The sequence below is a fragment of the Stappia sp. BW2 genome (genome assembly GCF_008107695.1).
In the GTDB taxonomy this organism is placed as follows: domain Bacteria; phylum Pseudomonadota; class Alphaproteobacteria; order Rhizobiales; family Stappiaceae; genus Roseibium.
Genome location: NZ_VIRG01000060.1, coordinates 254,297 through 280,636 on the forward strand (window position 1 = coordinate 254,297; position 26,340 = coordinate 280,636).

At 58.4% G+C, this 26,340-nt stretch carries 25 protein-coding genes; 9 read left to right on the forward strand and 16 right to left on the reverse strand.

Going from position 1 to position 26,340, the window contains the following annotated elements; all coding sequences use genetic code 11:
• Nucleotides 1-27 precede the first annotated feature (27 nt).
• Nucleotides 28-867 carry a GntR family transcriptional regulator gene (locus FMN63_RS10760; RefSeq protein ID WP_148583969.1) on the forward strand — a complete coding sequence of 280 codons (840 nt, stop codon included), beginning with the start codon at nt 28-30 and terminating at the stop codon, nt 865-867.
• On the opposite strand, the gene FMN63_RS10765 is transcribed toward FMN63_RS10760, so the two are convergent.
• Both FMN63_RS10765 and FMN63_RS10770 read right to left on the reverse strand, forming a co-directional pair.
• On the reverse strand, nt 852-1,853 hold the full coding sequence (locus tag FMN63_RS10765; RefSeq protein ID WP_148583970.1) for an aldo/keto reductase: 1,002 nt from the start codon (nt 1,851-1,853) through the stop codon (nt 852-854). The genes FMN63_RS10760 and FMN63_RS10765 overlap by 16 nt on opposite strands.
• A complete protein-coding gene (locus FMN63_RS10770) occupies nt 1,850-2,971 on the reverse strand; it encodes a mannitol dehydrogenase family protein (protein WP_148583971.1) in 1,122 nt (373 codons plus the stop codon). Before FMN63_RS10770 ends, FMN63_RS10765 begins: the two co-directional genes overlap by 4 nt.
• 308 nt (nt 2,972-3,279) lie before the next feature.
• Here FMN63_RS10770 and FMN63_RS10775 point away from each other — a divergent pair, with 308 nt between their 5' ends.
• Entirely contained in the window at nt 3,280-4,266 is a 987-nt protein-coding gene (locus FMN63_RS10775; RefSeq protein WP_148583972.1) for a class 1 fructose-bisphosphatase, read from the forward strand.
• A 65-nt stretch (nt 4,267-4,331) separates the two neighbouring features.
• Here the strand turns inward: FMN63_RS10775 and FMN63_RS10780 are convergent, their stop codons facing one another.
• Entirely contained in the window at nt 4,332-5,225 is an 894-nt protein-coding gene (locus FMN63_RS10780; protein ID WP_148583973.1) for a LysR family transcriptional regulator, read from the reverse strand.
• A gap of 69 nt (nt 5,226-5,294) precedes the next feature.
• Here FMN63_RS10780 and FMN63_RS10785 point away from each other — a divergent pair, with 69 nt between their 5' ends.
• Both FMN63_RS10785 and FMN63_RS10790 read left to right on the forward strand, forming a co-directional pair.
• Nucleotides 5,295-6,248, forward strand: a complete 954-nt coding sequence (locus FMN63_RS10785) for a DMT family transporter (RefSeq protein ID WP_148583974.1) — start codon at nt 5,295-5,297, stop codon at nt 6,246-6,248.
• Between the two features lie 2 nt (nt 6,249-6,250).
• Entirely contained in the window at nt 6,251-6,871 is a 621-nt protein-coding gene (locus FMN63_RS10790; RefSeq protein ID WP_209001065.1) for a LysE family translocator, read from the forward strand.
• Between the two features lie 25 nt (nt 6,872-6,896).
• On the opposite strand, the gene FMN63_RS10795 is transcribed toward FMN63_RS10790, so the two are convergent.
• The 4 genes from FMN63_RS10795 to FMN63_RS10810 all read right to left on the reverse strand — a co-directional run bounded on the left by FMN63_RS10795 (nt 6,897) and on the right by FMN63_RS10810 (nt 10,528).
• Nucleotides 6,897-8,891 (reverse strand): alkaline phosphatase D family protein, encoded by a 1,995-nt coding sequence (locus FMN63_RS10795; RefSeq protein WP_148583976.1) that lies wholly within the window; start codon nt 8,889-8,891, stop codon nt 6,897-6,899.
• Between the two features lie 455 nt (nt 8,892-9,346).
• Nucleotides 9,347-9,646, reverse strand: a complete 300-nt coding sequence (locus tag FMN63_RS10800; RefSeq protein ID WP_148583977.1) for a CcdB family protein — start codon at nt 9,644-9,646, stop codon at nt 9,347-9,349.
• Nucleotides 9,646-9,879, reverse strand: coding sequence for a type II toxin-antitoxin system CcdA family antitoxin (locus tag FMN63_RS10805; RefSeq protein ID WP_148583978.1), 234 nt, complete (start codon nt 9,877-9,879; stop codon nt 9,646-9,648). The genes FMN63_RS10800 and FMN63_RS10805 overlap by 1 nt, the downstream gene beginning before the upstream one ends.
• A gap of 217 nt (nt 9,880-10,096) precedes the next feature.
• Entirely contained in the window at nt 10,097-10,528 is a 432-nt protein-coding gene (locus tag FMN63_RS10810; RefSeq protein ID WP_148583979.1) for a RidA family protein, read from the reverse strand.
• A gap of 84 nt (nt 10,529-10,612) precedes the next feature.
• Between FMN63_RS10810 and FMN63_RS10815 the strand changes: the two genes are divergently transcribed.
• A complete protein-coding gene (locus FMN63_RS10815; RefSeq protein WP_148583980.1) occupies nt 10,613-11,332 on the forward strand; it encodes a helix-turn-helix transcriptional regulator in 720 nt (239 codons plus the stop codon).
• Between the two features lie 87 nt (nt 11,333-11,419).
• On the opposite strand, the gene FMN63_RS10820 is transcribed toward FMN63_RS10815, so the two are convergent.
• Both FMN63_RS10820 and FMN63_RS10825 read right to left on the reverse strand, forming a co-directional pair.
• Nucleotides 11,420-11,824 carry a hypothetical protein gene (locus tag FMN63_RS10820; protein WP_148583981.1) on the reverse strand — a complete coding sequence of 135 codons (405 nt, stop codon included), beginning with the start codon at nt 11,822-11,824 and terminating at the stop codon, nt 11,420-11,422.
• A 29-nt stretch (nt 11,825-11,853) separates the two neighbouring features.
• The gene (locus FMN63_RS10825) at nt 11,854-12,252 is read right to left on the reverse strand and encodes a hypothetical protein (RefSeq protein ID WP_148583982.1); all 399 of its coding nucleotides are present in this window, start codon (nt 12,250-12,252) and stop codon (nt 11,854-11,856) included.
• A 189-nt stretch (nt 12,253-12,441) separates the two neighbouring features.
• On the opposite strand from FMN63_RS10825, the gene FMN63_RS10830 reads away from it, so the two are divergent.
• Entirely contained in the window at nt 12,442-13,263 is an 822-nt protein-coding gene (locus tag FMN63_RS10830) for an AraC family transcriptional regulator (protein WP_148583983.1), read from the forward strand.
• A gap of 150 nt (nt 13,264-13,413) precedes the next feature.
• On the opposite strand, the gene FMN63_RS10835 is transcribed toward FMN63_RS10830, so the two are convergent.
• The 7 genes from FMN63_RS10835 to urtA form a co-directional block, all read right to left on the reverse strand.
• Nucleotides 13,414-13,788 carry an FmdB family zinc ribbon protein gene (locus FMN63_RS10835; RefSeq protein ID WP_148583984.1) on the reverse strand — a complete coding sequence of 125 codons (375 nt, stop codon included), beginning with the start codon at nt 13,786-13,788 and terminating at the stop codon, nt 13,414-13,416.
• Nucleotides 13,789-13,871: 83 nt separating this feature from the next.
• Entirely contained in the window at nt 13,872-15,101 is a 1,230-nt protein-coding gene (fmdA, locus tag FMN63_RS10840; protein ID WP_148583985.1) for a formamidase, read from the reverse strand.
• 58 nt (nt 15,102-15,159) lie between these two features.
• Entirely contained in the window at nt 15,160-15,849 is a 690-nt protein-coding gene (urtE, locus tag FMN63_RS10845) for an urea ABC transporter ATP-binding subunit UrtE (RefSeq protein ID WP_148583986.1), read from the reverse strand.
• A gap of 9 nt (nt 15,850-15,858) precedes the next feature.
• Nucleotides 15,859-16,614: an urea ABC transporter ATP-binding protein UrtD gene (gene urtD / locus FMN63_RS10850; RefSeq protein ID WP_148583987.1), complete on the reverse strand. Its 756-nt coding sequence runs from the start codon at nt 16,612-16,614 to the stop codon at nt 15,859-15,861.
• 9 nt (nt 16,615-16,623) lie between these two features.
• Nucleotides 16,624-17,787 carry an urea ABC transporter permease subunit UrtC gene (gene urtC, locus FMN63_RS10855; protein ID WP_148583988.1) on the reverse strand — a complete coding sequence of 388 codons (1,164 nt, stop codon included), beginning with the start codon at nt 17,785-17,787 and terminating at the stop codon, nt 16,624-16,626.
• Between the two features lie 9 nt (nt 17,788-17,796).
• Nucleotides 17,797-18,723, reverse strand: a complete 927-nt coding sequence (urtB, locus tag FMN63_RS10860) for an urea ABC transporter permease subunit UrtB (protein WP_148583989.1) — start codon at nt 18,721-18,723, stop codon at nt 17,797-17,799.
• A 168-nt stretch (nt 18,724-18,891) separates the two neighbouring features.
• Entirely contained in the window at nt 18,892-20,070 is a 1,179-nt protein-coding gene (gene urtA, locus FMN63_RS10865) for an urea ABC transporter substrate-binding protein (protein ID WP_209001077.1), read from the reverse strand.
• A gap of 505 nt (nt 20,071-20,575) precedes the next feature.
• Between urtA and FMN63_RS10870 the strand changes: the two genes are divergently transcribed.
• From FMN63_RS10870 to FMN63_RS10880, 3 genes are all read left to right on the forward strand, one after another.
• Nucleotides 20,576-23,989 carry a hybrid sensor histidine kinase/response regulator gene (locus FMN63_RS10870; RefSeq protein ID WP_148583991.1) on the forward strand — a complete coding sequence of 1,138 codons (3,414 nt, stop codon included), beginning with the start codon at nt 20,576-20,578 and terminating at the stop codon, nt 23,987-23,989.
• On the forward strand, nt 23,976-24,905 hold the full coding sequence (locus FMN63_RS10875) for a response regulator transcription factor (protein WP_148583992.1): 930 nt from the start codon (nt 23,976-23,978) through the stop codon (nt 24,903-24,905). The genes FMN63_RS10870 and FMN63_RS10875 overlap by 14 nt, the downstream gene beginning before the upstream one ends.
• A gap of 522 nt (nt 24,906-25,427) precedes the next feature.
• Entirely contained in the window at nt 25,428-26,063 is a 636-nt protein-coding gene (locus tag FMN63_RS10880; RefSeq protein WP_162530016.1) for a response regulator transcription factor, read from the forward strand.
• Nucleotides 26,064-26,340 lie beyond the last annotated feature (277 nt).

A 26,340-nucleotide genomic window follows, 5' to 3' on the forward strand; every position in this document is an offset into this window, starting at 1 on the left:
AACAGGTTGCTGGACATATGCAGCGACATGGAGGTTGGCGATCAGCTGCCCGCCGAGACCGCGCTTGCGGACAGGATGGACGTGAGCAGAACCATCGTGCGCAGCGCTCTGCAAAAGCTGGATAGCGACAAGCTCATCCGCTGGGAAGGACGCAGCAAGATGCTGATCCGGAAACCTCAAGCGGAGCACCGTCTGGTTCCAGCGGAAAGCGCCTTGTCCGCCGAGGAACTGGAACACAGCTTCTTCGAATGGATCCTGCGTTTCGACGTTCCAGCGGGAACCTCACTTAACGTGGCGCAGCTCTCCCGCCAGTTCGGTGTTCCCGTTCACAATCTGCAGGAATTCCTGGCCGGGCTAAGCCGGCTGGGTCTCGTAGAGCGCCGCCCCAGAGGCGGCTGGTCGCTCCTGGGGTTTACCTCGGAGTTCGCGATCGAACTCTCCGAGTTTCGCATGCTCCTGGAACTGAATGCGGTCAGGCAATTGCTCACTCTGCCTGCGGACCATGAAATCTGGAACAGACTGAAGGTATTGAGGCGCGAACACGAGGACCTGAAGTCCGTCATCGCAGAGCGCTACCACGACTTTTCCCTGCTGGACGAAAAGTTTCACTCGGCCATCAACAGCGTGGTCAGGAACCGGTTTGTCCTTGAAGCGCAAAAGCTTATCAAGCTGATCTTCAATTACCACTACATGTGGGACAAACGCGACGAACTGGAACGCAACGCGGCCGCGATTGATGAGCATCTGGAGTGGATAGATGCAATGCTTGAGCGGGACAGCGAAAGGTCGGAGGCTGCCGCGATCAAGCACCTCCGGCGATCAAAGGAAACGCTCCTGCAATCGCTGCGCGTTCACAAATTTGCCTGAAGGCTCGCTGTCAGAGGGCCGCCGAACCTACTTGAAAAATCAGCAGGCGGGTTCTCGGCGAGGCTGTCCAGATTGCGTCGCAAGGACGTGACTTTGGACGTTCCCAGAAGAACGGACGCAACGCCAGGATAGCTGTGGGCGAAGTGAAGGGCCGCGCTGGCGAGCGACAGTCCCATGTCCCCGGCCTGCTCTTGGAGAGCGGTGACCTTTGCAAGAATGTCGCTGGAGGCTGGTGCGTAGTCGAACCAGGCCCCCTCGACCGGTCCTGTCGCCAGAATACCGGAATTGAAGATGCCGCCGAGAACCAGGCTGGTCTCCCTTTGCCGGCATTCCTCTACGAGACCGTTTTCGGCTTCCCGGTCGAGCAGGGTCAAGCGTCCGGCAAGCAGGATGGCGTCCAGATCGGTCTCTTTCAGAAGGTCCAGGCAAATCCGGGTCTCGTTCACGCCAATCCCGAAGGCGCGGATCTTTCCCCGGTCTTTCATCCGTTGCAGACGGTCGAGGCCGGTCGCCAGCAAATCCCGCATATGCGTTTCATTGGCAGCGCCGTGCGTGTAGGTGCCGATATCGTGGATATAGACGATATCCGCACAAGACGTCTGCAGCCGCTCGAAGCTGCCTTCCAGCGACGCTTCAATGCCGTCACCCGAATAGTCGTAGCGAACGTCGTTTGGCAGCGGATCGATGAAGCCGTCAGCTTCCTTCATCGTGGGCCCGGGAGACAAGACACGCCCAACCTTGGTCGACAGGACATAGTCTTCACGCGGTCTGGAGGCCAGGAACCGGCCAAGTCGTTCCTCGGACCGGCCACGGCCATAATGCGGCGCGGTGTCGAAATAACGAATACCGGCGTCCCAGGCCGATTGAAGAACTTCAAACGCCTCCTGGTCCGAAACCGCCCGTCCGAGGTTTCCGATCGCAGATGCTCCGAACGAGATGTCCGTCACCTGAACATCCGTCTTGCCGATGCGTCTGCGCTCTCTCATGACTGTGCAGCCGCCAACGTATGCGCAACTGCATCCAGCCGCGGCATTTGAAGCGACGGGTCGGCTTTGCGGGCCCAGGACAGGAAGGACGAAATGCGCCGGATTATCTTCTCATCATGATTTTGCGCGATGTCGGCCAGCTTGTGGTCCAGAAACGGGTTCTTGAACCTGTCGATCGTCGTGGTGGCGTAAGCTTCGGCTTCATGCCTTCTGCCATGAGCCGCAAAGGCGGGGAGGACTTCCCGTCGATAGAGATCTTTCAGGTCGGGGCCAAAGTCGGGACTGTCCATCAGTTCCCGGACGAACTGCAGGCGCGCGTTGCCTGCCGCCAGCCACCGCGACACGAGATAGGTGTGTCCGAGGTTCAGGATGAACAGCTTCAGGGTTTCGACCTGGTCCAGATCCTTGACGACCTGAACGCAGGGGTGCTCACAAGGCAGAATGAGGCCCGGTTGATCCTCGATTGCCCAAAGCGCATAAGGCTCGGCCACCGCCCCGGCGGGGTCCAGTGGTTCGGAGACGATCCTGTCGACAAGGGAATTCACCCAGGTCACCTTGGAACGTAGCCAATCGGTAAATTCGGGTGGATAGAGCGCAGCAATCGCCATGACCAGATCTCGGAGAACCTTGCCGTTTTCAGGGATCAGTTCGGCCGGCATGACCTGAATGGGCGCTCCAGTGCCTTTGAACCTTTGAAACAGAAACCACGTGAGCTTGGCCGGATAGGACATCTCAATGGAAAACTCGGTGCTTGTGTCGGCTTTATGAGGCCGAAACCCAGCATCGGCGGTGTTGGAGACGATGATCCGCGTTTCTTCGGCCACGATCTCCACAACCTCGTCGAGGTCGTCAGGCAAGGAGAGGGCGTGTTTGATGCTGTTGACGGTTTTGCTCGTATCGACCAGAACGCCGTCTTCGATGCCCTTGATCCGCACTTCGTAACCAGACGGGGCTGCCAGAGCTTTCAGACGCTGTGCCCGGGATGTGTCGCCGCTGGTCTGCACCACCGTGATGGGGCCAGCGTCCTGCCCTTCGGCCATGGCCTCCGATACGAACAGATCCACATGCGCCTGAAGGAAGCGACTGGTCCCGAATTGAACGATTGCTGATGTCGGCATTTTTCACTCCCGAATGATGACTGTTTATTATTTTTACAAACAATTTAAATCAAGCGGTTTCCTGTTCCGGTTTGGTCCACTCAAAAATAATCCATTGCATTTGCAAACAGGTGCGTGGATCTGGAAGGAAGGATGGCAAAATTAACTGCCCCTACGGCATTTTTCTGCTTCCGAGATGCAGGAAGCGATACAGATGGCGTCAAAAGACGTGCTACAAGCAATGTCGAAGCGATGGAAACGCCTGAAACGACGTAATTAAGAGCGGGCCAACCGCAACAGATGACCCCGCCCGGGGAATTTAAGGAACCATGCTGAAACTTCCGAATGACAAGGACACAAACGCCGAGACGCTGCAGGCGTATCTGGCAAGACAACACGCTGCGAGAGATACAGCTTTGGTGCTGGAAGCCATTGCCGACGCGACCGGGGCTCTGGCAGACAGGCTCGCTGCGGGCTGTTTGCCGGGAGACCCTGCCGAGATCGTCGGCACCAACGAAAGCGGAGACCGGCAAAAGGCGCTCGATGTTGGTGCCCATCTGCACATGGTTGAAGCGCTTCGGGCCGCTGGTGTCCGCCAGCTGCTTTCCGAAGAAGCGGAAGAGATCATCCTTCTCAATCCGGAAGGCACGCTGGACGTTGCCATCGACCCCATCGACGGGTCCGGCAGCATCGGCACGGGCGCACCGCTGGGGACGCTGTTTTCGATCCTGCCGGCATCCGAACAAGGTTTTATGTGCACGGGGCGGTCCGTCGTTGCGGCCGGCTATGTCTCCTTCGGACATTCGACAGATCTTGGGTTCAGCCTGGGCAATGGCCTCCACCTTGCTGTTTTTGACAGGGCTGCGGGCGCCTTCAGGATGTTGCGGGAAAATCACCAGGTACGGGCAAGGTCCCGCACTTTGGCTTTCAACGCCTCCAATGCTCGCCACTGGCCGGATGCGGTCAAGCGGTTCTCCGAAGATGTTCTCAAGGGCAAGGAGGGGCGGCTCGGTGAAAACTACAACATGCGCTGGTTTGCCTCGGCAGTCGGAGAGTTTCACCGGATTCTGCTCCAGGGCGGATTGTTCTTCTATCCTGGCGATCAGCGCCCAGGGTTTGAAAACGGCCGGCTGCGCCTGATCTATGAAGCCATACCGATCGCGTTCCTGATAGAGCAGGGCGGCGGCAAGGCGACGGACGGACAGACGCCTATTCTGGATCTGCTGCCGGAAAGCCTGCACCAGAACATACCGCTGATCTTCGGTTCGCCCGAAAACGTCGACATGTTCATTTCCTATTGCGCGGAAAACGCCTAGCGCGTGGCCTGCTGGCCCCTGCAACCGGCGACGGCGACGCGGGGGCCATTTTCAGCACTTTCAGCTCACGTCAATTCTGTGCGGAGCCAAGCGATCAATTGGTCGACGGCCCCGTGCCGCGACTGTTTTGTGCCCCGGTAGACCGAGATTTCGCTCGGTCTTTTCAGGGTGATGTCGCAGAGCGAACACAACTTGCCTTCTTCAATGAGGCCGCCCACCGTGCGTGCCCAGCCAAGGGCGACACCCTGTCCGGCGACAGCCGCCTGAAGCACCAGCGGATAGCTGTCGAAGTAAATGGTTTTGTAAAGGGTTGGCCGCGGCACGCCGATGGCCTGGTACCAGTCAGGCCAGTCAAACCAGTCCTGAGGCACGACCCGGTGCGACAGGAGCGGGAAGCGCGAGACCTCTTGCGGTGTCAGCGGCAAAGGCAGGTCTTTCAGAAGAGCCGGTGCGCAGACCGGGAAAATTTCGTCCGATGCGGTGAACAACAGGCGAGCGGCTCCGGCGGCCCGTCCCGTGGTCTGAAGGGCAACGTCGAAGGGTTCGCGGGCTTCCGTCAAAGGCTCCAGGGCGCTGACAAGTTGAAGCTGGATTTCCGGATGTGCCGCGTGAAATCCGGAGAGGCGGGGCATCAGCCAGTAAAAGGCCTCGCAGAGTTGGCAGCGCAGGACAACGGTGTCGGGATCGCCCGTTCCGCGAATTGCGGCAACTTCCGTGCGGATGGCCCGCAAGGCCTCACCGACAACCTGGCCAAGACGTTTTCCCTCCTCTGTCAGAAACACCGCGCGGTTGCGCCGCTCGAACAGATGCACACCCAGTTCTTCTTCAAGCTGGCCGATCTGCCGGCTGATGGCAGTCTGGGTCAGGCCAAGTTCTTCCGCCGCGCGTGTGAAGCTTTCATAGCGCGCCGCAGCTTCGAAGGGCCTCAGACGGGCCAGGGGGATGTCGTCCTTATTCATGCGTTCCAGTCATGTATTTTTCGAAAAATCTCATTTTTGCAGGCGTGAAAAACATGGTTCCATGAGGAAATGATATCCTTATTTTCCGCAAGACAACAAGGTGGACCTCTCCTCGCCGGGATCCTTTCGATTACCGGAGCCGTGCTGCTGCTGTCCCTGTCCGACGCACTGGTCAAGCTGAACAGTGATGGCATTGCGCTTGGTCAGCTGCTGCTGGTTCGCTCGTTCGTTGCGGCCTGTCTGCTCGCGGGCGTGCTCTTTGTCAGGGGGCGTATTTCGCGCGTGGGGCTCTCTGGCAACATCTGGGTCTGGCTCCGTAGCCTGTGCCTTGCCCTGATGTGGGGCTTCTACTTCGCTGCGCTGCCGCTGATGCCGCTCTCCCTGGCGGCTGCCTGCTACTACACCTCGCCCATGTGGATGGCCGTTCTGACGTCGGTTCTTCTCGGCAAGCCTGTCAGCGTGAAAAGCGGCGTCTCCATTCTCCTTGGGCTGGCGGGTGTGGTTATCCTGCTGCGGCCGGGCGCTGGGGACGTTTCTCCCGTGATGGTTCTGCCCTTGCTGGCGGGATTCTTTTATGCCCTTGCGGCGGTCATCACCTTCGCCAGATGTCGCTACGAGACTCCGCTTGCGTTGGCGTTCAACCTGAACCTCGTGCTTGCCGTTTCTGGCGGTGCCTATGTAGCAGTGCTTCACCTCGTGTCCGTCCCTGACGGCGCAGGGTTCCTGCTGAACGCCTGGCCAGATCTTTCTGGGCCGGCGTGGGGTCTTCTGATCCTGCTGGGACTGCTGCTTGCAATCATCACGGTGGCCGTGGCTTGTGCCTACCAATTGGCACCGGCCCCTTTGATCGGGGTCTTCGACAACGGTTATCTCGTTTTCGCGGTGGTTTGGGGTATTGTCTTCTTCGCGGATATGCCAGACAGGGCGGATCTGGCTGGCATACTCCTAATCGGGTGTGCCGCGCTCCTCGCCTCACTACCTCTTGCCGCAACCCGCCGCTGCCTGACCCCAAGGGAGAGTTGAACGTGTCTCTGGAAACCTGGCTTGCCTACACACTTGCCTGTGTCATTCTGACCATCATTCCCGGGCCGAGCGTGATGCTCGTGGTGGGTCAAACCCTCATGCGGGGGAAGACCGCGGCAATGATGTGCATTGTTGGCGATGTGGTTGGAAGCATCATTCTGACGGGTCTGTCCTTTGCCGGGGTCGGCGCAATTCTGGCCGCGTCTACACTTCTGTTCCAGACGGTGAAATGGGCAGGTGTTCTCTATCTCGCCTGGCTGGGGTACAGCCAGATTCGCGAGGCGCGCCGCGACGGCGGGAGCCATGAAGCCTCCGTGCAGGCAGGCTCACCCTGGGCCAGCTTCTGGGCCGGAACTGTGACGGCCATTTTCAATCCCAAGGCCATCGTCTTTTACATGGCCTTCCTTGCGCAGTTTATCGACCCCGCACGCGATCTGGCGGTCCAGCTCGCGATACTGACGATAACCTCCAGCCTTGTCGTCGTTGTTTTTCTGACCGGCTACGCTGTTATCGCAGCTCGCGCGCGCAATATCTTTCGTAGTCGCCTGGCCCGGCGGCGAATGGGATATGCAGGCGGTGGTTTCATGATGGGTGGAAGTGCGCTCATGGCGATGACGCGCTGACGAAAAAAGCTTGCGTCGGCAAGCTTCAGTCTTCGCGGGCCTCCGCTTCCCGGCGCTCGAACGACACAAGTGAGCCGTCTGGCATGACCTCGTGAATGTCGACGGGCGCACCCGTTTCATCCAGCTCCACAAGCCCGATCCCAGACGCATTCAGGAGGCGGCGGCCATGTGGTGTGCCAACGGGCTTACGCGGGATGACGCGCATGCCGCGGCGCTTGGTGAACCAGTTCAGGGGTGAGCGAGGCGAAAACGCCCATCTGTTGCCACGGTCGAGGATATCGATCAGCTTGTCCGGCCACTTGTTCTTGATGCCGCTGCTGCAGATCTGCCAGATCTTGGGTCCGTCGCCGACCACGCCGGAAAGTTTCGGTGCCGACTGCCGCAATTCGACATCATAAACGAACGAGTAGTGCACGTCGCCCGACAGGATGACGAAATGCTGGGGTGTGCCCCGGTGAGTGAACACGTTCAGGATTGCGCTGGCGGTTCCCGGGTGGGCCATCCAGTATTCCGCATCCACCGTCAGCGGCTTGCCCACAAGTGTGAACAGCTTCTGCACCGTTTCGATCAGCTTGACGCCAAAGATCGGGGCCGCGCATACGAGAAGAACTGCATCCTTGCCTTTCAGGTGGGTCTGAAGGTCCGTGACCGCCTCCCAGTCCAGAAGGCCGGACGGATTGCTCGCGTCGCGTTCGGAGCGCCAGCGGCGCGTGCGCGTGTCCAGAACGATGAGCGGCGGCGACGTCTGCCACTGAAAGTCCCATTGCTCGTATTCAAGCAACCGGGTGATCGCTGTTTCATGTGCCTCTGACCCCGGAGCGTCAAGCGCAGCCTCCACGCTGGGAATGATGTCTGGACTGATGGACGGCGCCCGGTTTCCCCAGGCCTGGTTGAGCGCATAGGCAATAAGGGCATTGCCGATCACCCGTCGCGACAGCGGATGGGTGTAGGCGGCCTGCTCCCAGGCTAGCGACAGGTTCCAGTCGTCCGTAATGTCGTGATCGTCGAAAATCATCGCTGTGGGAAGATGTGCCATCACCCGCCTGCAGGCGGGCAGATCGGCCCGGAATTCCTTCAGCGTTTCCGTTTCTTCGGCATACATTGCCGCGTCGTCGGCCTCCAGATCCTCCGGTTGTTTCAGCTCCGGCATGTCCTGCCATGGGGCAGGCGACCAGACGAGCAGATACATGGCCAGCATCTCGCCGAGTGTGACGAGGTGGTTGCGGGCGTGCTGGGTAGTGAAAACAGGCTTCTCCGTGCCGCCGAACAAGACGTCGAACACGGTCTTGTCCTTGTAGACCCGGGGAAGAAGCTTGTCGCGGCGGTAAAGCAGGTTGCCGGATTCTCGCAGCGCGCTGCCGGAAGCCGGCAGGCCCGGCTCGGCGCCGTCCAGGGGTTCGTCGGCAAGGCCCAGCTTTTCAATCAGCAGACTGACGGCCTGGAGCATGGGTCCGGCAACGTCGTCGGCATAAATCTGGTCACCACTCATGACGATCAGCGACGGCAGGGCGGGGGCGTCGGAAGCTTCTGCCTTCGTGCAATCAAGGGCCTGGCGCAGGAGTTCATCGGCTCCGACCAGGCCGTCCCGGGTGCGCGCATGCGGTTTGCGGCAGGACCCGTGCAAAAGGGACGTAATGCGGTCGGGCACTTTGAAACAAGGCAGGTCGCGTCCCGGATAGCAAAGGTCGGATGCCCAAACCGTGTGATCCTGCCAGGCTTCCTTCGCGCTGTTGGTGGGCTTTACGCTCAGGCGGTAGGAAATGAGGACGTCGGTGGGCAGCGATGTCTCCAGCTCGATGTCGACAAGCAGATAATAAAGGCTGTCCCCCGCCTTCACGATCGGCCAGTCCGTGCCGCCTGTTTCATATGTCTGATTGAGGTTAGCCTGGCCTTCCGGGAAGAGTTCCAGACGCACGTCGCAAGGCCGGGAGGCAGCGAGCCAAAGGCTAACGCTTTTCGCCGTGACACGGCGCAGGATCGGTCCCGCCAGGATGATAGGGAGACCGGCTCCGACTGTCATAGTGAACTCCTCGTCCGTCTGCCAAACACACACGGTGTGAGTGCCCACCGTCTTCGTCATGCTGATGTTGCTGCCGTAGAGATATGGCTTGCAACGTCGGTATCCAAGTGTCTCTAGATCAACGATTGCTCCGCGGTTTCGTTCGCGGCGCGGGAGACTTTTTTCAAAGCGGAAGGACGAGGCTGCAGAAACGTTGGGCGTCAGCCCTTCACATCCGATGAGATCAGGATAGCTTCCGTGACCTTGAGCTGACCGAAATCCGCAAATTCTGGCCGGGTGGACCGGAAGTGCTGCACGGCGCCATGCCATGGAATGACCGCAGGAGGACAAAGCATCTGGATCGGCTATGACACCGATCAGGCCATCTACTTCGACGCCCAAAGCGAGAGCCGGGTGGAAATGGCTTGAGTGATATGGTGTTTTTTGGGCGCCGACGCACCTTGCTTCGGCGACGGTCAGAAGCCCTGAAACAGGGTGTCCAGCGCTCGCGTGATTTCGGCGAAGTTCTCGTCAAGGCTTCCGAGAGGATCCCCCAGTTGGGACACTGACACGGCAGCGAGAAATTGGGTTGCCATGACGTAGTCCTCGCCCTCCCAACGGAATACCGGGTTCAGGTAGGCTGCGGGGGTCGGGGCGCGTGACTTTGGCAATAGCGGCACCACGACACGTGTGTTCAGACTTTCCAGAAGGTCGGCCTGCACGTCCAGCACCAGGACGCGATCCGGCTTCATCCGGTAGAGCTGATTTCTGGCCATTAAAACAGGCGGCTTGTTTCGAGCGGCAAACCGTGTTGATCGACAAAGTCGTTGGAGCTGTTCAAAGCCGCCTGATTTTCCTGTTTCCAGCGGTCCGCACGGGCTTGCGATACGGCACGCCGGATGCCTTCCTCGGCCGCCTGGGAGATATTCACGCCCAAATCCTTCGCCGAACCGACCAGGGACATATCAATCGTCAAATTCGTCGCCTTGCGGGCGTGAACGCGTGCCATTGTGCTTCCAAACCATTCAGATCCTGAAAGCAGAAGGTAGTCCCTTTCTCACGCATTTTCAATGCGCGTTGTTTATGCGCATTGAAAATGCTATAATTGCCAACGGAGCATGGACACTCCGGACGCCCCTTAACCTGCGGCGAAGCGGCGACATTGATCCCACCTCTGACCAGGCGGTGCTGCCCAGGCGCCGGGGTGGCGGACTTCAACCGGATAATCAGTCCAGATGAACCACAGCCTCAACCTCGAAAAGCATGGGGTCGATGGCAAGCTTTGGTACCGGTACCAGTGTTTGTGCTGGAAGTCCGGCACCAAACATCCGGGTCACATTCTCCGTCAACACGCCCAGTTTGGACATATCGTGGTCGACCACGAATACGGTCAGTTTCACGACTTGATCCGGATGGGCACCGAGTGCCTCGATTACAGCGGCAAGGTTTGCATAGGCTTGTTTTACCTGCTCACCGAAGTCCGGCGAAAGTGTGCCGGTCTGGTCCTGTCCACCTTGACCGGAGATGAAGGCGAGCCGACCGGACGCAGGGGTGATGAGGGCCGTGCTGTAGCCATTTGGCGTTGGGTCGTTAAGGTGGGAAGGATTGACGATGACCGGTTTCGAAGAGATGGCTCGGGCTTGGTCCTGGGATGTCATGTTCACTCTCCTTGTTGAGTTGACACGACCCGCTTAAGGTAATTCGGTGCCAAATTTTGTCACCGAAAGCGATACCTTGGGCAAATGAACATCCGTCTCAGACACGACGCCATTGTCCGCATCCTGCGGCGCAACGGAACCTCAACAGTCGATAGTCTTGCGCAGGAAATCGGGGCGTCCCGGCGAACGGTGCTGCGCGATATCGGTGCGCTGCGCGACCAGGGCTTCGTCATTCATTCGGAGTCCGGTCGGGGTGGCGGGCTGCAACTTGATCCGGCATCGATGCAGACCACAGCGCGTCTCTCGGTGGTTGAAGTATTTGCGCTGATTATCAGCGTGGCGTCGATGCGAGCGGCCCGATCTCTTCCCTTTTCCGATCTTGCCGATTCAGGCCTCGCCAAGATCGAAAAGGCGCTTGCCGGCGACAAGGTGCGTGATCTGCGTCGGCTTCTGGACTGCCTGTATGTGGGGCAACTGTCACCCCGGCAGGATATTTCAAATCTGGGTTCAATTGATTCCGAGTTGCTGCCTGCGTTCGAGGCGGCATTTCTGCAACGGCAGCATCTGAGGTTCTGTTACCGTGATGCCAAGGGAGTTGAAACCGTCAGAGAGGTCGAACCTCAGGCCATGCTCATCCTGCCGCCGCTTTGGTATCTGGTGGCCTGGGATTTCAACCGTACGGATTTTCGTCACTTCCGAATGGACAGGATCGCCAAGCCGGAGATCGTGAACGGTACGCTGTTTCGGCGACGGCATGTGCCCTTCGAAGACGATGTATGCCCATTCGGCGACATGCGGCGCTGAGCGCTCTGGCCGAACGATGTGACGTTCGTTGCTCTTGCTCCATCCTCTTGGTGAGAACGCGGGACGTGGACAAGGCAGCGTTATATGTCAGCCTGTTGCAGACACGGCGCGCTCCGACAGCAGTTTCCCCGCGATCTCCAAGCCTTCCTCGCGGGACGAGGCGAGTTTCATTGGATAGCCCCAGAATTTGGCAAAGGCCACGCCGAAGGGCTTGAATGCCATACGCTTGGCGAGGTTCGGCTCAATCACGATCATCGCCAGAACGAGCGACCGCAGTTCGGCTTTGTGTTTCTTCATCCACAGCACGGTGCGCTTCTTTTCTTCCGGGCTGTGCTCGTGGTGTTCGGTCGGCGCGTTATCGGTCAAGATCACGAAAGGTGTGCCGCGCCTAAAGCTCGCCTCCAGGGCCTCGAAGTCTTCGTCGTGGTCGTGATCGGGCTCTTCGTCATAGCTCATCCAGACGAGCGGGAAATTCGTGTTGTCCAAAGGCATGTGTCGTCTCGCTAAGGGGATGGATGGTTTCAATTCGAGCGGATGTGCCGCCACGACAAGATGAGTGCGACCATGCCCGGAAGCGTAACGGCCAACAGTTCCAGGCCAACAAGATGGCCGCCGTCGCGCAAGCCGTCCATGACGCCGGCGAGCGTGCTCATGATGAAAAGGAGACCGCCGAGGCCGAGCATGGCCCAATCGGTGGCACGCCTTCGGGCGAGCGCCAGCAACGGCGGGATAACCCAGGCACCGTAAAATATGGATACGCCCCACAGTGCGGCGGGGTCGAACGTTGTGGCCTGCATCGTTCCGCCGCTGCCGACGTAGCTGTTCAGATAAGAGAAGCACTGGATCGTAACGAAGATCGTGGCACCGACTGCTGGCACGAGCCATGCGAGTGCGAGCTGAACCGGGTTATTGTCGTGCACTTTAAAACTCCTATCCGTATGTGCTCGATAGGGCAGTTAAGTGCTGCCCCTTTTGAAGGGGAGGGCGATCATGATCGCCGCCATGTCCCGTCTTCCAGAAAGCACTACGCCAGTCGGCGAATGGCGTCATTGCGCAATCCTGCCATTATATGTTTTGATCCGGCCAAACAGAACATGACGAGGCCCTTGATGTATCTAGACGTCCGGAGCGATTGGCTTTCTTATGTCGATGAGGTTCCTCGCGCTCTCGTTGCGGCCAACGCTGTCGCCAATCTTGAGGCCCTGGAGCGATCGCCGCGGCACCACCATCAGAAAGCGCAACTGCTTTTCACGGTCCGTGGGGTCTTCAACTGCGAGGTTGAAGACGCTGTCTGGATCGTGCCGCCGCAGTGTGCCGTGTGGATTCCCGGCGGGCTGCCCCATACTGTTTTCGGCTCGGGGGAAGTGGAGTGGATCTCCCTGTTCATCGAACCGCCCGAGGCTTCGAACCTGCCGAGCGAGTGCTGCACGATCACCGTGTCGAGCTTTTTCCGTCACCTGCTGATGCGGGCCAACGAGCTACCAGAGCGCTATGATGTCGACGGTCCGGACGGCCGCATCGTGTCGGTCATTTTCGACGAGTTGGCTGTGGCGCCAGTCGAAGACCTCCGCCTCCCGATCCCCAGTGACCCGCGTCTGAAGAAGCTCACCGACCTGTTGATCGAAGCGCCTGCGGATCATGCCACCGTGGCGGAGTGGGCCTCGCGCATCGCGCTCAGCGAGCGCAGCCTGAGCCGTCTGCTGGCGGAACAGGTGGGCATGAGTTTCGGCCGCTGGCGCCGGCAGCTGCATGTTGTTCTCGCCTTGCGGCATCTGAGTGCCGGCCAGACGGTTCAGGCCGTCGCGATGGACCTCGGCTATGAAAGCGCCAGCAGTTTCGTGACCATGTTTCGAAAGATGGTCGGCAAGCCGCCAAGCCGCTATCTGCTCGAGAGGCTCAGGCCTGCACCCCACGATCATGGCGAGCAATAGCAACTGCCGGGTTTCATCCACGGTGATCGCATAGCGAACGCCCTTCCAGCGGGGCTGCCTGGGCACCTTGCTTGTTCAGAAACAAAAAGCTCTCGCTGATCCCGAGACCGATGCCATCGCAAACTGATTTTTCGTCCGCGCAAACCTGTGTCAGTGGCTGATCATCCAGGGACGCTTGCTGGGAAAGGTCTTGCTGCCATCGGCCTTGTAGACTGCGCTTGAGCGAAAATTTCCCTTCGTCCCCGAACAGCAGGAGCAGCCCGAAGGATGGCGCTTCCGGTTCTCCCGGCTCCTGTCCTCGCGATCCGACTTGGTGGAGAAGGCGGGATTGTGCCGGGACGTCTCGTTGCGCAGATGGGCCGCCCGGTCGCTGGGGGACAGGCCGGACATGTTCGGGGCCTGCAGGATTGCACGCGGGGCTTCCGCCTTGCAGATCGGGCATTCGATCGGATCCGCATGAGCGGACATCGGGCGGTTGGCGGAAAGCGGGCCGCAGGAAGCGCACAGATAATCGTATGTCGGCATGATTGATCCTGAAACACAGAGAGCCGGATTGCCGGCGGAAGGGGTTCGAGACGGGCAGGGCCCGTCTCGTCGTCTCAGCCGGATCAGAGATCCGGGGCAAGTGGAACGTCGACGGAACCGTCGATGAAGGTTTTCGGGCCTTCCGCACCTGGCATCATGTCAAAGTCAAAGATGTCGGTCGGCAACCACAAGGTGGCACACGCATTCGGAATATCGACCACGCCCGAAATGTGTCCCTGCACAGGCGCCGTGCCCAGGATGGCGTAGGCCTGCGCGCCGGAGTATCCGAACTTCTTCATGTACTCGATGGCGTTGAGGCAGGCCATGCGATAGGCGATGTGCACGTCGAGGTAATGCTGGGTGCCGGCCTCATCAACCGAAATGCCCTCGAAGATCAGGTAGTCGTCATACTTCGGCGTGATCGGCGAGGGTTTGAAGATCGGGTTCTTGATGCCGTATTTCGCAACACCACCCTTGATCAGATTGACCCGAATGTGCAGCCAACCGGCCATTTCAATCGCGCCGCAGAAGGTGATTTCACCATCGCCCTGGCTGAAATGCAGGTCGCCCATGGAGAGACCGGCACCGTCCACATAGACCGGGAAATAGATCTTCGACCCGCGCGACAGATCCTTGATATCGCAGTTGCCGCCATGTTCGCGCGGGGGAACGGTCCGTGCGCCTTCGGCTGCTGCCTGGTCCTTTGCTTCACCTTTCAGTTGCCCCATATGCGCCGACTGGGTGTTCGGCAGGGCAGCAAGTGCCGGAACGCGGTCGGGATCGGTGTCGAACAGTTCTTTTTCGCGGCTGTTCCACGTGTCCAGCATCTTGCGGTCCGGCAGGCAGCCGATCAGGCCCGGGTGGATCAGGCCGGCATAGCTGACGCCTGGCACGTGGCGGGACCGGGTGAACATGCCTTCGATGTCCCAGATGGATTTCTGGGCCTCCGGGAAATGCTCTGTCAGGAACCCGCCGCCGTTCTGCTTGGAGAAGAAGCCGTTGAAGCCCCAGAGCATTTCTTCCTTGGCGCCGATGTCGAGAATATCGACGACCAGAAGATCGCCCGGCTCGGCCCCTTTGACGCCAATCGGTCCGGAGAGGTAGTGAACCTGTTCCAGTTCGACATCGCGCACATCCGCCGCATCGTCATCATTCTTGATCTGACCGCCGGTCCAGTCATAGGTCTCGATCTTGAAGTCGTCACCCGGCTCCACCCAGACCGCCATCGGAATATCCGGATGCCAGCGGTTGTGGACCTTTTCGTTGGTATGCGGCGACTCGCTCAAATCTACCGAAATAAGAGTATCTGCCATGGGGTTCTCCTCTGGATATGCACCTGAAAAGTGCGCGCTGTTGAACGGGATGGGCGGATTAGACGGACAGAAACGCGGAAACTTTCTCCTCGTCGACGCTGGCCCGGGGTTCGTCATGGACAAGGCGTCCGTTTTCCAGGACGAGCACCCGGTCAGCGACGTCGAGGGCGAAGGACAGAACCTGTTCGGACACCACAATGGAAAGCCCGCGCTCGTCGCGAATACGTTTCAGGACACGGCCCATCTCGCGAATGATCGACGGCTGAATGCCTTCGGTCGGTTCGTCCAGCAGAAGGACCTTCGGATTGGTCGCCAATGCCCGGGCAATCGCCAGCTGCTGTTGCTGACCGCCCGAAAGATTGCCGCCGCGGCGACCCTTCATGTCGAGCAGGACAGGAAACAGATCGTAGATGTCGCCGGGAACCTTGCTTCGGCCGCTGATCGTCAGTCCGGTCTCGATGTTTTCCTGCACCGTCATGGTCGGAAAGATCATCCGCCCCTGAGGGACATAGGCGATGCCCTTGGAGACGCGCTCGTAGCTCTTCATGGTGGTGATATCGACGCCGTCGACAGCGGCAGCGCCGTTGCTGGTGGGCACGATCCCCATCAGGGATTTCATCAGCGTGGTCTTGCCCATGCCATTGCGACCCATGATGGCGATGATCTCTCCCGGCGCGACCGTGAAGTCCAGGCCGTGCAGGACTTCGCTCTGGCCGTAGGCGACGTGATATTGTGCAACATTGAGCATGGTCGCCTCCTAGTGGCCGAGATAGACGTCGATGACCTTGGGGTCGGCCTGCACCTTGGCCATGGACCCTTCCGAGAGGATCTTGCCCTGGTGCAGGACGGTGACGCGGTGGGCGATGTCCTCGACGAATTTCATGTCGTGTTCGACCACCATCACCGACCGTCCCTTGGTGATTTCGTTGAGAAGCTTCGCGGTCTGCTTGCGCTCCGAGACGCTCATGCCGGCGACAGGTTCGTCGAGCATCAGAAGCTCCGGGTCCTGGATCAGCAGCATGCCGATCTCCAGCCACTGCTTCTGGCCGTGGCTGAGAAGGGCCGCCTGCATGTTCAGGAGCGCGTCGAGGAACACCATTTCGGCAATCTCGCGCACGCGTGTCGTCACCTCCGCATCGCGCTTGAAGGTGAGGGCACCGAAGACGCTCCGGCCGCGGGGAAAGGAAAGCTCCAGGTTCTCGAAGACCGTCAAATCTTCATAGATGGACGGGTTCTGGAACTTGCGGCCGACCCCCTCGCGCACGATCTCGTGCTCGCGCAACTGGGTCAGTTCTTTTTTGCGGAACTTGATTGAGCCTGCAGTCGCCTTGGTGCGGCCGCAGATCAGATCGAGAACCGTTGTCTTGCCCGCGCCATTCGGCCCGATGATGACGTGGATCTCATTCTCGTCGACGTAAAGGTTCAGGTCGTTCACTGCCTTGAAGCCGTCAAAGGAAACAGACAGGCTTTCGATGGACAGCAGGAAGTCGGTGTTGTTGCTGATGGTGTTCATGTGGGTCTCCTACTCGGCTGGCTTTGCGTTGGCTTCGCCGTCAAGATCAGGCGGAGGGCTGGCGGGTTCCGGCGGGTAGGAGCTCCCGCCCCGTGAAATCAGCCGGTCGACAAGCGGTGCCAGGTAGCTGCGATAGAGGCCGGACAAACCGTTCGGGAACACCAGGACCACGGCGATGAAGAGACCGCCCAGGCCGAAGAGCCACAATTCGGGGAAGATTTCGGAAAAGGTGGTCTTCGCCCAGTTCACCAGCAGTGTTCCGTAAACCGCGCCGAAGATGGAAAGCCTGCCGCCGACCGCACAGAAGATGACCATCTCGATGGACGGAACGATGCCCACGAAGGACGGAGACATGAACCCGACTTGCAGGGTAAACATGGCGCCGCCTATGGCAGACAGGACAGCCGCGAAACAGAAGACGAAGATCTTGATGTTGGAGACGTCGTAACCGGAAAACCGGACCCGGTCCTCCTTGTCCCTGACGGCCACCAGCAGACGGCCGAGCTTGCTCTTGAGAACGAACTGGCTCAGCAGCAGGACAGCGATCAGAAGACCTCCGTTGACATAGTAGAGAACGTATTTGGCCTCGTCGGTGCGGATGTCCCATCCCTTGAGGGTTCTGAGATCCGTGATGCCGTTGACGCCGCCGGTATAACCCTGCTGGCCGATGATCAGGATCGTCAGGATGGCCGCAATAGCCTGGGTGATGATGGCGAAATAGACCCCGCCGACCCGGCGCTTGAACATCGCCGCACCGATAACGAAGGCGAAGAGCGTGGGAATGACGAGGATGGCCAGCAGCGTGAATGTCAGGCTGTTGAAGGGCTCCCAGAACCAGGGCAGGCTCGTGATCTGGTTCCAGTCCATGAAGTCGGGAATGCCCGGGGTGGACTGGATCGCGGTCGCTTCCGGTGTGGAGGCCTCCAGCTTCAGGTACATGGCCATGCAATAGCCGCCCAGGCCGAAGAAAACGCCTTGCCCGAGGCTCAGGATGCCGCCCTTGCCCCAACACAGCACCAGCCCGATGGCGACGAAGGCATAGGTCAGATATTTGCCGAACAGGTTGAGGCGGAAGATGTCCATCGACAGAGGCATCACAACGAAGATCAGCGCGGCGACGACCAGCAGTCCGATCAGTTCCTGTCGAGACAGCAGGGATTTCACATGTGTCATCGGAACACCTCAGCGACGGATTTTCAGGGAGAAGAGACCTTCGGGACGCAGCATCAGGATCCCGACGACGGTCAGTAGGGTGAGGACCTTTGCCATGGAACCTGAAAGGAAGAACTCCATGGTCGACTGGGCCTGGCTGATGGCGAAGGAAGACGCGATCGTTCCGAGCAGGCTTGCAGCGCCACCGAAAACGACGATCAGGAAGGTGTCGACGATATAAAGCTGTCCGGCGGTGGGGCCGGTTGAGCCGATCATGGTGAAGGCGCTGCCCGCAATGCCGGCAATGCCGCAGCCAAGGGCGAAAGTGTGCCGGTCGACCTTTTCGGTGTTGATGCCGACAGCGCCGGCCATGACGCGGTTCTGGACCACCGCGCGGGTCTGCATGCCCATTCGCGAGCGGAACAGGATGAAATAGACGCCGATGGCAATGACCAGCGTCAGCACCATGACGAAGATGCCGTTGATCGGAATTTCGATGATGTCCGTCAGCGGCACGGAACCGAGCAGCCAGTTCGGCAGGCTGACGCCGACCTCACGTGCTCCGAAGATCGACCGGTAGGCCTGCTGAAGGATGAGGCTCAGACCCCAGGTGGCCAGCAGGGTATCGAGCGGACGCTTGTACAGGTGCCTTATGAGAGACCATTCGACGAGAGCTCCGAGCGCGCCTGCTGCGACAAAGGCCAGCGCCATGGCGAAGAAGAAGTAGATGCCGAATAGGGACGGAATATAGGTCTCGACGATATTGGAGCAGAGATAGGTGACATAGGCGCCGAGGATCATGAACTCGCCGTGAGCCATGTTGATGACGCCCATCTGGCCGAAAATAATTGCAAGACCCAGGGCCATCAGGACGAAAACGGAAAACAGGATCAGTCCGGCGAAACCCTGCATGGCGAATATGGACCCGAGTTCCGTCCATGAATAATCGGCGAACATTGCGCGCGTCTCCATGCTACGGGGCGAAGGCGCTGTGCCACTGCCCCTGCTGTGAATGAGGGTTTGAAACGAAGGGGACGGGCGCTGCGCAGGCTGCATCCACGCAGCGCCCCTTGTGTGCCCGTTTTCTGAAAGGGCGTTTCCATCCCTGGGGGAATTAACGGAGGCTTATTGGTAGCCTTCCGGGAACGGATCCGGTTCCATCAGGTCGGTCGTCTCGTAAACCAGCTCGTACTGGCCGTCCGGCTTGGCAAGACCGATCCGGGTCTTGGACCACAGGTGATGGTTTTCATGGACGCGGACATAGCCTTCCGGCGCAGTGGTGAGTTCGATGCCCGGGGAGGCAAGACGCACCTTGTCGATGTCGAAGCTGCCGGCTTTTTCAACCGCTGCCTTCCAGAGCCAGGGGCCGAGATAGGCAGCCTGGGTCACGTCGCCGATGACGATGTCATCGCCCCACATTTCCTTGAAGGATTTGACGAATTCGGCGTTGTTTTCGTTGTCGAGGGACTGGAAGTATTTCATCGCGGCGTAAGCGCCTTCGATGTTCTCGCCGCCGATGCCGCGGATTTCATCCTCGGTTACCGAGATGGTCAGAAGAAGCGGCTTTTCCTTGGTCATGTCGATGCCGGCAGCCTTCAGCTGCTTGTAGAAGGCAACGTTGGACCCACCCACGACGATGGCGTAGATCACGTCCGGTTTCTTCAGCTTGATCTTGTTGATCACCGAGTTGAACTGGGTATGGCCGAGCGGATAATACTCTTCGCCGACGACCTTCAGGCCAAGCTTCTCGATATGCTTGCGGGCGATCTTGTTGGATGTCCGCGGCCAGATATAGTCGGAACCGAGCAGATAGAAGCTCTTGGCGCCCTTTTCCTTGGCGACCCAGTCAATGCCGGCGATGATCTGCTGGGTTGCTTCCTGGCCGGTGTAGATCACGTTGGGCGACTGCTCCAGGCCTTCATAGAAGGTCGGATAGTAGAGCATGCCGTTGTATTGCTCGAAGACGGGCAGCACGGCCTTGCGCGATGCGGATGTCCAGCACCCGAAAACGGCCGCGACCTTGTCGTTCACCAGCAGTTTCTTCGCCTTTTCAGCAAAGGTCGGCCAGTCGGACGCGCCGTCTTCCTGAATGTATTCGATCTTGCGTCCGAGCACGCCGCCCATGGCGTTGATCTGCTCGATGGCAAGCTTTTCCGCCTGTACGGACCCTGTCTCGGAAATCGCCATGGTTCCTGTGACGGAGTGCAGGATGCCGACCTTCACGGTGTCATCGGTTACAGCAAGCCCGGTCGTGTTGACGTCGTCGGCAAAGGCAGGTGCGAATGTGCTGGCAGTGGCCAGCATTGCTGCGGCAGCTGTGCCTGACAGCACGGATCGGCGGGACAGCCGGTGATCAATCAAGTCTTTCAGACGTTTCATTCTCTGGACCCCTCTGAGGTTGAGGTTGAAGCAGAGCGCCGTGAAGCTCCTCCGCATGCATCCAAGGCTCGTCTGGAATTGTGCAGTGCCGCAATGCGTCAGTTGCTGTGGGTTATTTGACTTATTTCTCTGAGCTGCGGCATGTGAAAGACTTCCATGTTTGCAATAAAATCATAATCAAAAAACTGGAAAATACGTCCTCAGGTAAGTCGTGAACCGTAATACTCAATTCTTGAGAGTGGAGGCATTCTGATATTCGAATATTACCTGAATAAGGCATAGAAATTGCTGGGAAGAAGGGTGATCGGTGTTTACCGATCAATTCGCGGGGAGGTCGCAAATCTTGAACAAAAATGTGCATGAAAAATAGATGCGATGCACAATGAGTGGGCTGGCACGCCGGTTCCGGCGGTCAAGGTGGTGATGGGCGATGGGTAGTCATCAGCGGGTTGTACGCCTGCGGAGAACATACAATCAGTGGGTCGCTAACCAGACCCTGGAGGACTTTGCGCTCCGTTTCACCGCCAAAAGCGCCCGTCGCTGGTCACCGGTCTGGGTTGCCAACACCGCACTGGGCGCGATTTCCTTCCTGGCCCTCGAGGCGATCGGCGCAGCGGTCACCTACAACTACGGCTTCACGAATGCTGTTTCGTCGATTGCCGTCGTCTGCTTGATCATCTTCATCACCGGCCTTCCGATTGCCTATCACGCCGTTAAATACGGCGTGGATATCGACCTGCTCACCCGCGGTGCCGGGTTCGGTTACATCGGATCGACGGTAACGTCGCTCATCTACGCAAGTTTCACTTTCATCTTCTTCGCCCTTGAGGCGGCCATTATGGCGACCGCGCTGGAGCTGTTTCTCGGGGTGCCGCTCAATATCGGCTACCTCCTGTGTACGCTTGTGGTCATTCCATTGGTGATCTACGGCATCACCCTGATCAGCCGGCTGCAGATCTACACCCAGCCACTCTGGATCGTGTTGCAGATCCTGCCGTTTGCTTTCCTGGCATGGCAGGGCGTGGCCCCGCTGGACGACTGGCAGAGTTTTTCCGGCCGGCTCGGGGACGAAGGCGGTCGGTTCAGTCTCCTTCTGTTCGGGGCTTCAAGCGCCGTTCTGTTCTCGCTGATCGCGCAGATTGGCGAACAGGTCGATTTTCTGAGGTTTTTGCCGCGTCAGCGTCGGGGACAACGGCTGAAATGGTGGTTTGCCCTGCTGGCCGCAGGCCCTGGCTGGATCCTCATCGGCGCGGTGAAACTGCTTCTGGGGTCGTTTCTTGTGGTGCTGGCGCTGCAGAGCGGCCTTAGCCCGGACAAGGCAATCGAGCCGACGCACATGTATCTGGTCGCCTTCACCAAGGCCACGTCGCCGGAAGTGGCCGTCGCCCTGACGGGGCTCTTCGTGATTGTCTGCCAGGTCAAGATCAACGTGACCAACTCCTATGCCGGCTCCATTGCCTGGTCGAATTTCTTCTCCCGCCTCACTCACAGCCACCCGGGCAGGGTGGTGTGGCTGGTCTTCAATGTGTCGATTGCGCTCGCGCTTATGGAGCTTGGTGTCTACAAGGCGCTGGAACGCACGCTCGGCCTTTATTCCGTGGTTGCCGTTGCCTGGATCGGCGCGATCTTCGCCGATCTCGTCATCAACAAGCCGCTCGGGCTCAGCCCGAAACACATCGAGTTCAAGCGCGCCCACCTCTATGACATCAATCCGGTCGGCCTAGGCTCGATGGGCGCGGCAAGCCTGATCGCCCTGATTGCCTATTCCGGCGTGTTCGGCCAGACCGCCCATGCGCTGGCAAGCTACATCGCCCTTTTTACCGCTATACTTCTTGCCCCGCTGATCGCCTATGCGACCGGCGGCAAATATTATATCGCCCGTGAGCCCGTGAGGGCTGCAACTGCCGACGGAGAGCGGCCCCCCGACATTCAGTGCTGCATTTGCGAGCACACTTTCGAACACGAGGATATGGCCCACTGTCCGGTCTACTCTGGGCCGATCTGCTCGCTCTGCTGCTCACTCGATGCGCGCTGCGAGGACGACTGCAAACAGGAGGCGCGCATTGCCGACCAGGTCGGCGTTCTGCTTCATTCGATCCTTCCGGACCGGATCGCCGGCTGGATGAGTTCTCGGATCGGGCTGTATTTCAGTCTCATGATCCTGATCACCGCCTCGCTCGGGGCAATCCTGTCACTGGTCTATCTCGAAGCGGAAACCATTTCGCCTGGAGCGGGAAGCGAAGGCGTTGCCAGGGCTTTGACCCAGGTCTTCTTTATTCTTCTGATCACCTCGGGTGTCATGGCCTGGCTGTTCGTTCTCGTCCACGAGAGCCGGAAATTCGCCAATGAGGAAACAAGGCGCCAGACCAGTCTTCTGATGAAGGAAATTCGGGCGCACAAGCGCACTGACGCCAAGCTGCAGAAGGCAAAGGAAACGGCGGAGGCCGCGAACGAAGCCAAGAGCCGCTATGTGGTGGGGATCAGCCACGAACTGCGCTCGCCGCTGAATGCTATTTCCGGCTATGCCCAGTTGATGCGCAAGGACCCGGCGATCCCGGCCCACAGGCGCGACGCCGTGAAAGTGATCCAGCATTCGGCCGATCACCTCGCCGGGCTGATCGAAGGTCTTCTGGATATCTCCAAGATCGAGGCCGGGCATCTCACCATCTACCGGGAACGCTTCAATCTGCATGAATTCCTGGCGCAGACCGTCGACATGTTCCGCCTGCAGACAGACGCCAAGGAATTGCGCTTCCTTTTTGAACCGGCGGAAAACCTACCTGTCTTCGTGTTCGGTGATGAGAAGCGTTTGCGCCAAGTGTTGATCAACCTGCTGTCGAACGCGATCAAATGGACGGACACAGGCAGCGTCAAACTGAAGGTGTCCTACCATAGCCAGGTTGCGGAATTTGCGGTTGTCGATAGCGGCATAGGCATCGCTCCGGAAAATCTCGAGCGGATCTTCAATCCGTTCGAACGTATCGAGGAAGACGGCAAGGAGGCTGTTCCCGGAACAGGGCTGGGTCTGACGATCACCAAGCTTTTGAGCGAGGTGATGGGGGGCGATATCCAGGTTTCAAGCACGCCCGGTCTTGGCAGTACATTCAAGGTCCGCATGCTGTTGAGTGCTGCGGAGGCGCCGATCCAGGCGGGACGGGCGGAAAAACGTATTCTCGGATACCAAGGTCCGATCCAGACGATCATGGTGGTGGATGACGACCCTGCCCAGAGAGCGCTCATCAGGGATTTCCTGTCGCCGCTTGGGTTCAAGGTTCTGTCGGCCGCCGGCGGCCGTTCTTGCCTGGCGATGGTAGAGGACGAACGTCCCGACGCCTTTCTGCTTGATATCAGCATGCCGGGCATGAGCGGCTGGAACCTTGCCCGAAAATTGCGGGAAAGCGGATTTGGCGACGCGGTCATCATCATGATTTCCGCCAATGCGGATGACAGCGGCCGAGACCCGGTGCACAGGATCTATCATGACGATTACCTGGTGAAGCCCGTGAGGCTGCAGGAATTGCAGGACAAGCTTCAACTGGCATTGAAACTCGTCTGGCGCACGGACGCTGCCATGGCAGCACCACCGGTTGACGGTTTGCGATCGTCAGGGAGAGCGATATTCGAGAAGGCCCGTCTGCCGTCGGAGGAAAGCCTCGGCATTTTGAAACAGCTGAGTGACGTCGGCTATGTGCGGGGCATCAAGGCCAAACTCGACGACATCGAGGCGCATGAACCGCATGCGGCGGACTTTGTCCATCACATGCGGGGTCTCATCAAGGAATTCGATCTCACACAATACGACAAGCTTCTGGAAAGGCTCGGACATGATCATGAGTGCTCCTAGTCAGGCCGAAACGGTGCTGCTGGTCGACGACACACCTTCTTCCCTGGGCATGCTTTCGGATGCTCTGGAGGAGGCCGGCTTTACCGTGCTGCTGGCGCAAAGTGGCCGAAAAGCGATTGAGATAGCAGCCCGCGTCATCCCCAACGCGATCCTCATGGACGCGATCATGCCGGAGCTTGACGGGTTCGAGACCAGCAAACGCCTGAAGGCACTGGAAGACCTTCGGGATGTGCCGGTCCTTTTCATGACCGGATTGAGCGAGACGGAGCATATCGTCATGGGCCTGGAGGCAGGCGGCGTCGACTATGTCACCAAGCCGGTCAACCCTGACGAACTGATTGCCCGCCTGCGTGTTCATATTTCCAACGCCCGGAATTCACGCAGCGCCCATGTGGCGCTAGATGCTTCCGGGCGTCACCTTATGTCGGTAGACCTGTCCGGGGCGGTGTGCTGGGCGACGCCGCAAGCCTCCGCGCTTCTTGGAACGGGCACGGCCGAGGACGCCGCCGCTTCCGGTCAGCTCCCCGAGACCGCTGTCGACTGGTTGCGCCTCTACCTGTTGCCGAAGGGCAAGGCTGCGCAGAAGGAGGAAGAACTGATCGCCCGTGTCAAAGGCCGGGAGCTGCGCTTCACCTATGCCGGCAACATCAGCGCAGGTGAACATTTGCTGCGTGTATCGGATGTCTCGGACAGCGTCCCTTCCGAAATCCTGAAGGACGCCTTCGATTTGACGGGACGCGAAGCCGAAGTCTTGATCTGGATCGCCAACGGCAAGTCCAACAAGGAAATCGCCTCGATCCTGGATATGAGCCCTCGCACGGTGAACAAGCATCTCGACCGGATCTTCGGGAAGATGGGAGTTGAAAACCGAACCTCAGCCGCTGTGGTTTCACTCAGGCGCATCCTGGAAAGCTGAGCTAATTTCAGTACACTTTTAAATAGTGTCAACTATGACTGCGGATCTGTTGGTCGAGCGACTGAACATCATAACCAAATGATCGTCTTTTCTTAGGGAATGGACCTGTAAATGGGTTCACTGATAGATTTTGCTCAACAAGCGGCCCCTGTATTGTGCGGCTGGTTCATACTTTAAGTGCCAGTCAGAAAATTAATAAGTAAATCAAATTTATTTTTATTTCATCCTTTGCCGATGATGAATATAATCCGACAAAAAGAATAATGTTTCGATCTTTATCTATCTATGGTAACAATATTAATTATTAATAGCATTTTTGATCATTTTGCATCATCGACTTACAAATTGAGTGAAATTAGAACCTTATTGATCCTTGTCAGCCAACGCTGTGATCTTTAGTTCCTTTACGTGATTTGTGAAGGGTGAGCATGGTCATTTGGGAGGCTCTCAATGTCTGACCATTTGCGACATCTACTTTTTATGGGCCCCAGGGACAAATTGCCGAAACCCCTGGAAAATGCATTGGTTCGAGAATTGCCGGATCTCGTTGTTCAGGTGTCAACCGACTGGAAGGCGCTGACAGAAAAGGCCGAGCGTGAAAAGGTGGTACCTGCCTTGATCCTTGTCGACGAAGGGTTCGGTGCTGTGAATACCAAGCTGCTACAGCAATTTCAGGACAAATATCCCGATGCCGTCCTGTGTTTGACCTTCAACGGAGAATACGGGTCCAGACAGCATATTCGCGACTGCTTGAGCACCGGTATCGTCAAAAACGTGATCCCCATGAACCTGAGGCTGGACCTTTGGCTCTACGCCATCCAGATAATGTTGCAGGGAGGTTCCTATATGCCACCCGATCTCTTCGAGCTTCTTGAAGACGGTTCGAACATGCGGCTTGAAAAGGCAAACCATCTCGTTGATGCCAAAAACAACAGCGACGTCGACCCGGTCAATACGCTGACGCGAAGAGAGCGTGAGGTGCTGGCGCTGATTGCTCAGGGGCATCAAAACAAGAATATCGCTGCAAGTCTTTCCTTGTCGGAGCACACGATCAAGCTCCACATTCATCACATCATCTCGAAAATGGGCGTCTCGAACCGGACGGAGGCCGCCGCAGCCTATCTTCAGTTTCACCGATCCGACAAAGGCAGCAGCTAGGTGGGGGACCTGGCACACTGGCGGCACGCAGAGCCGGACACTTGATGAGGTGTTATGCCAGCTTGGCATGCTGGTCAGTGCGTTTTCTTGCAGAGGCGATTCTGTTGATATATCGGGAAATTTCTGTTTTTCCGGCAAACCACTCTGAAAAAAATCCGGAACAGGTTTGTGTGGGGCGAACCGCCTTTGGTTATTGCGGAAACTTGTAAGCTCGAGACCAAACGGTAAAACCGCAATTTGGAAGAGGACTTAAGTTATTGAAAAATAGAATTAAAAA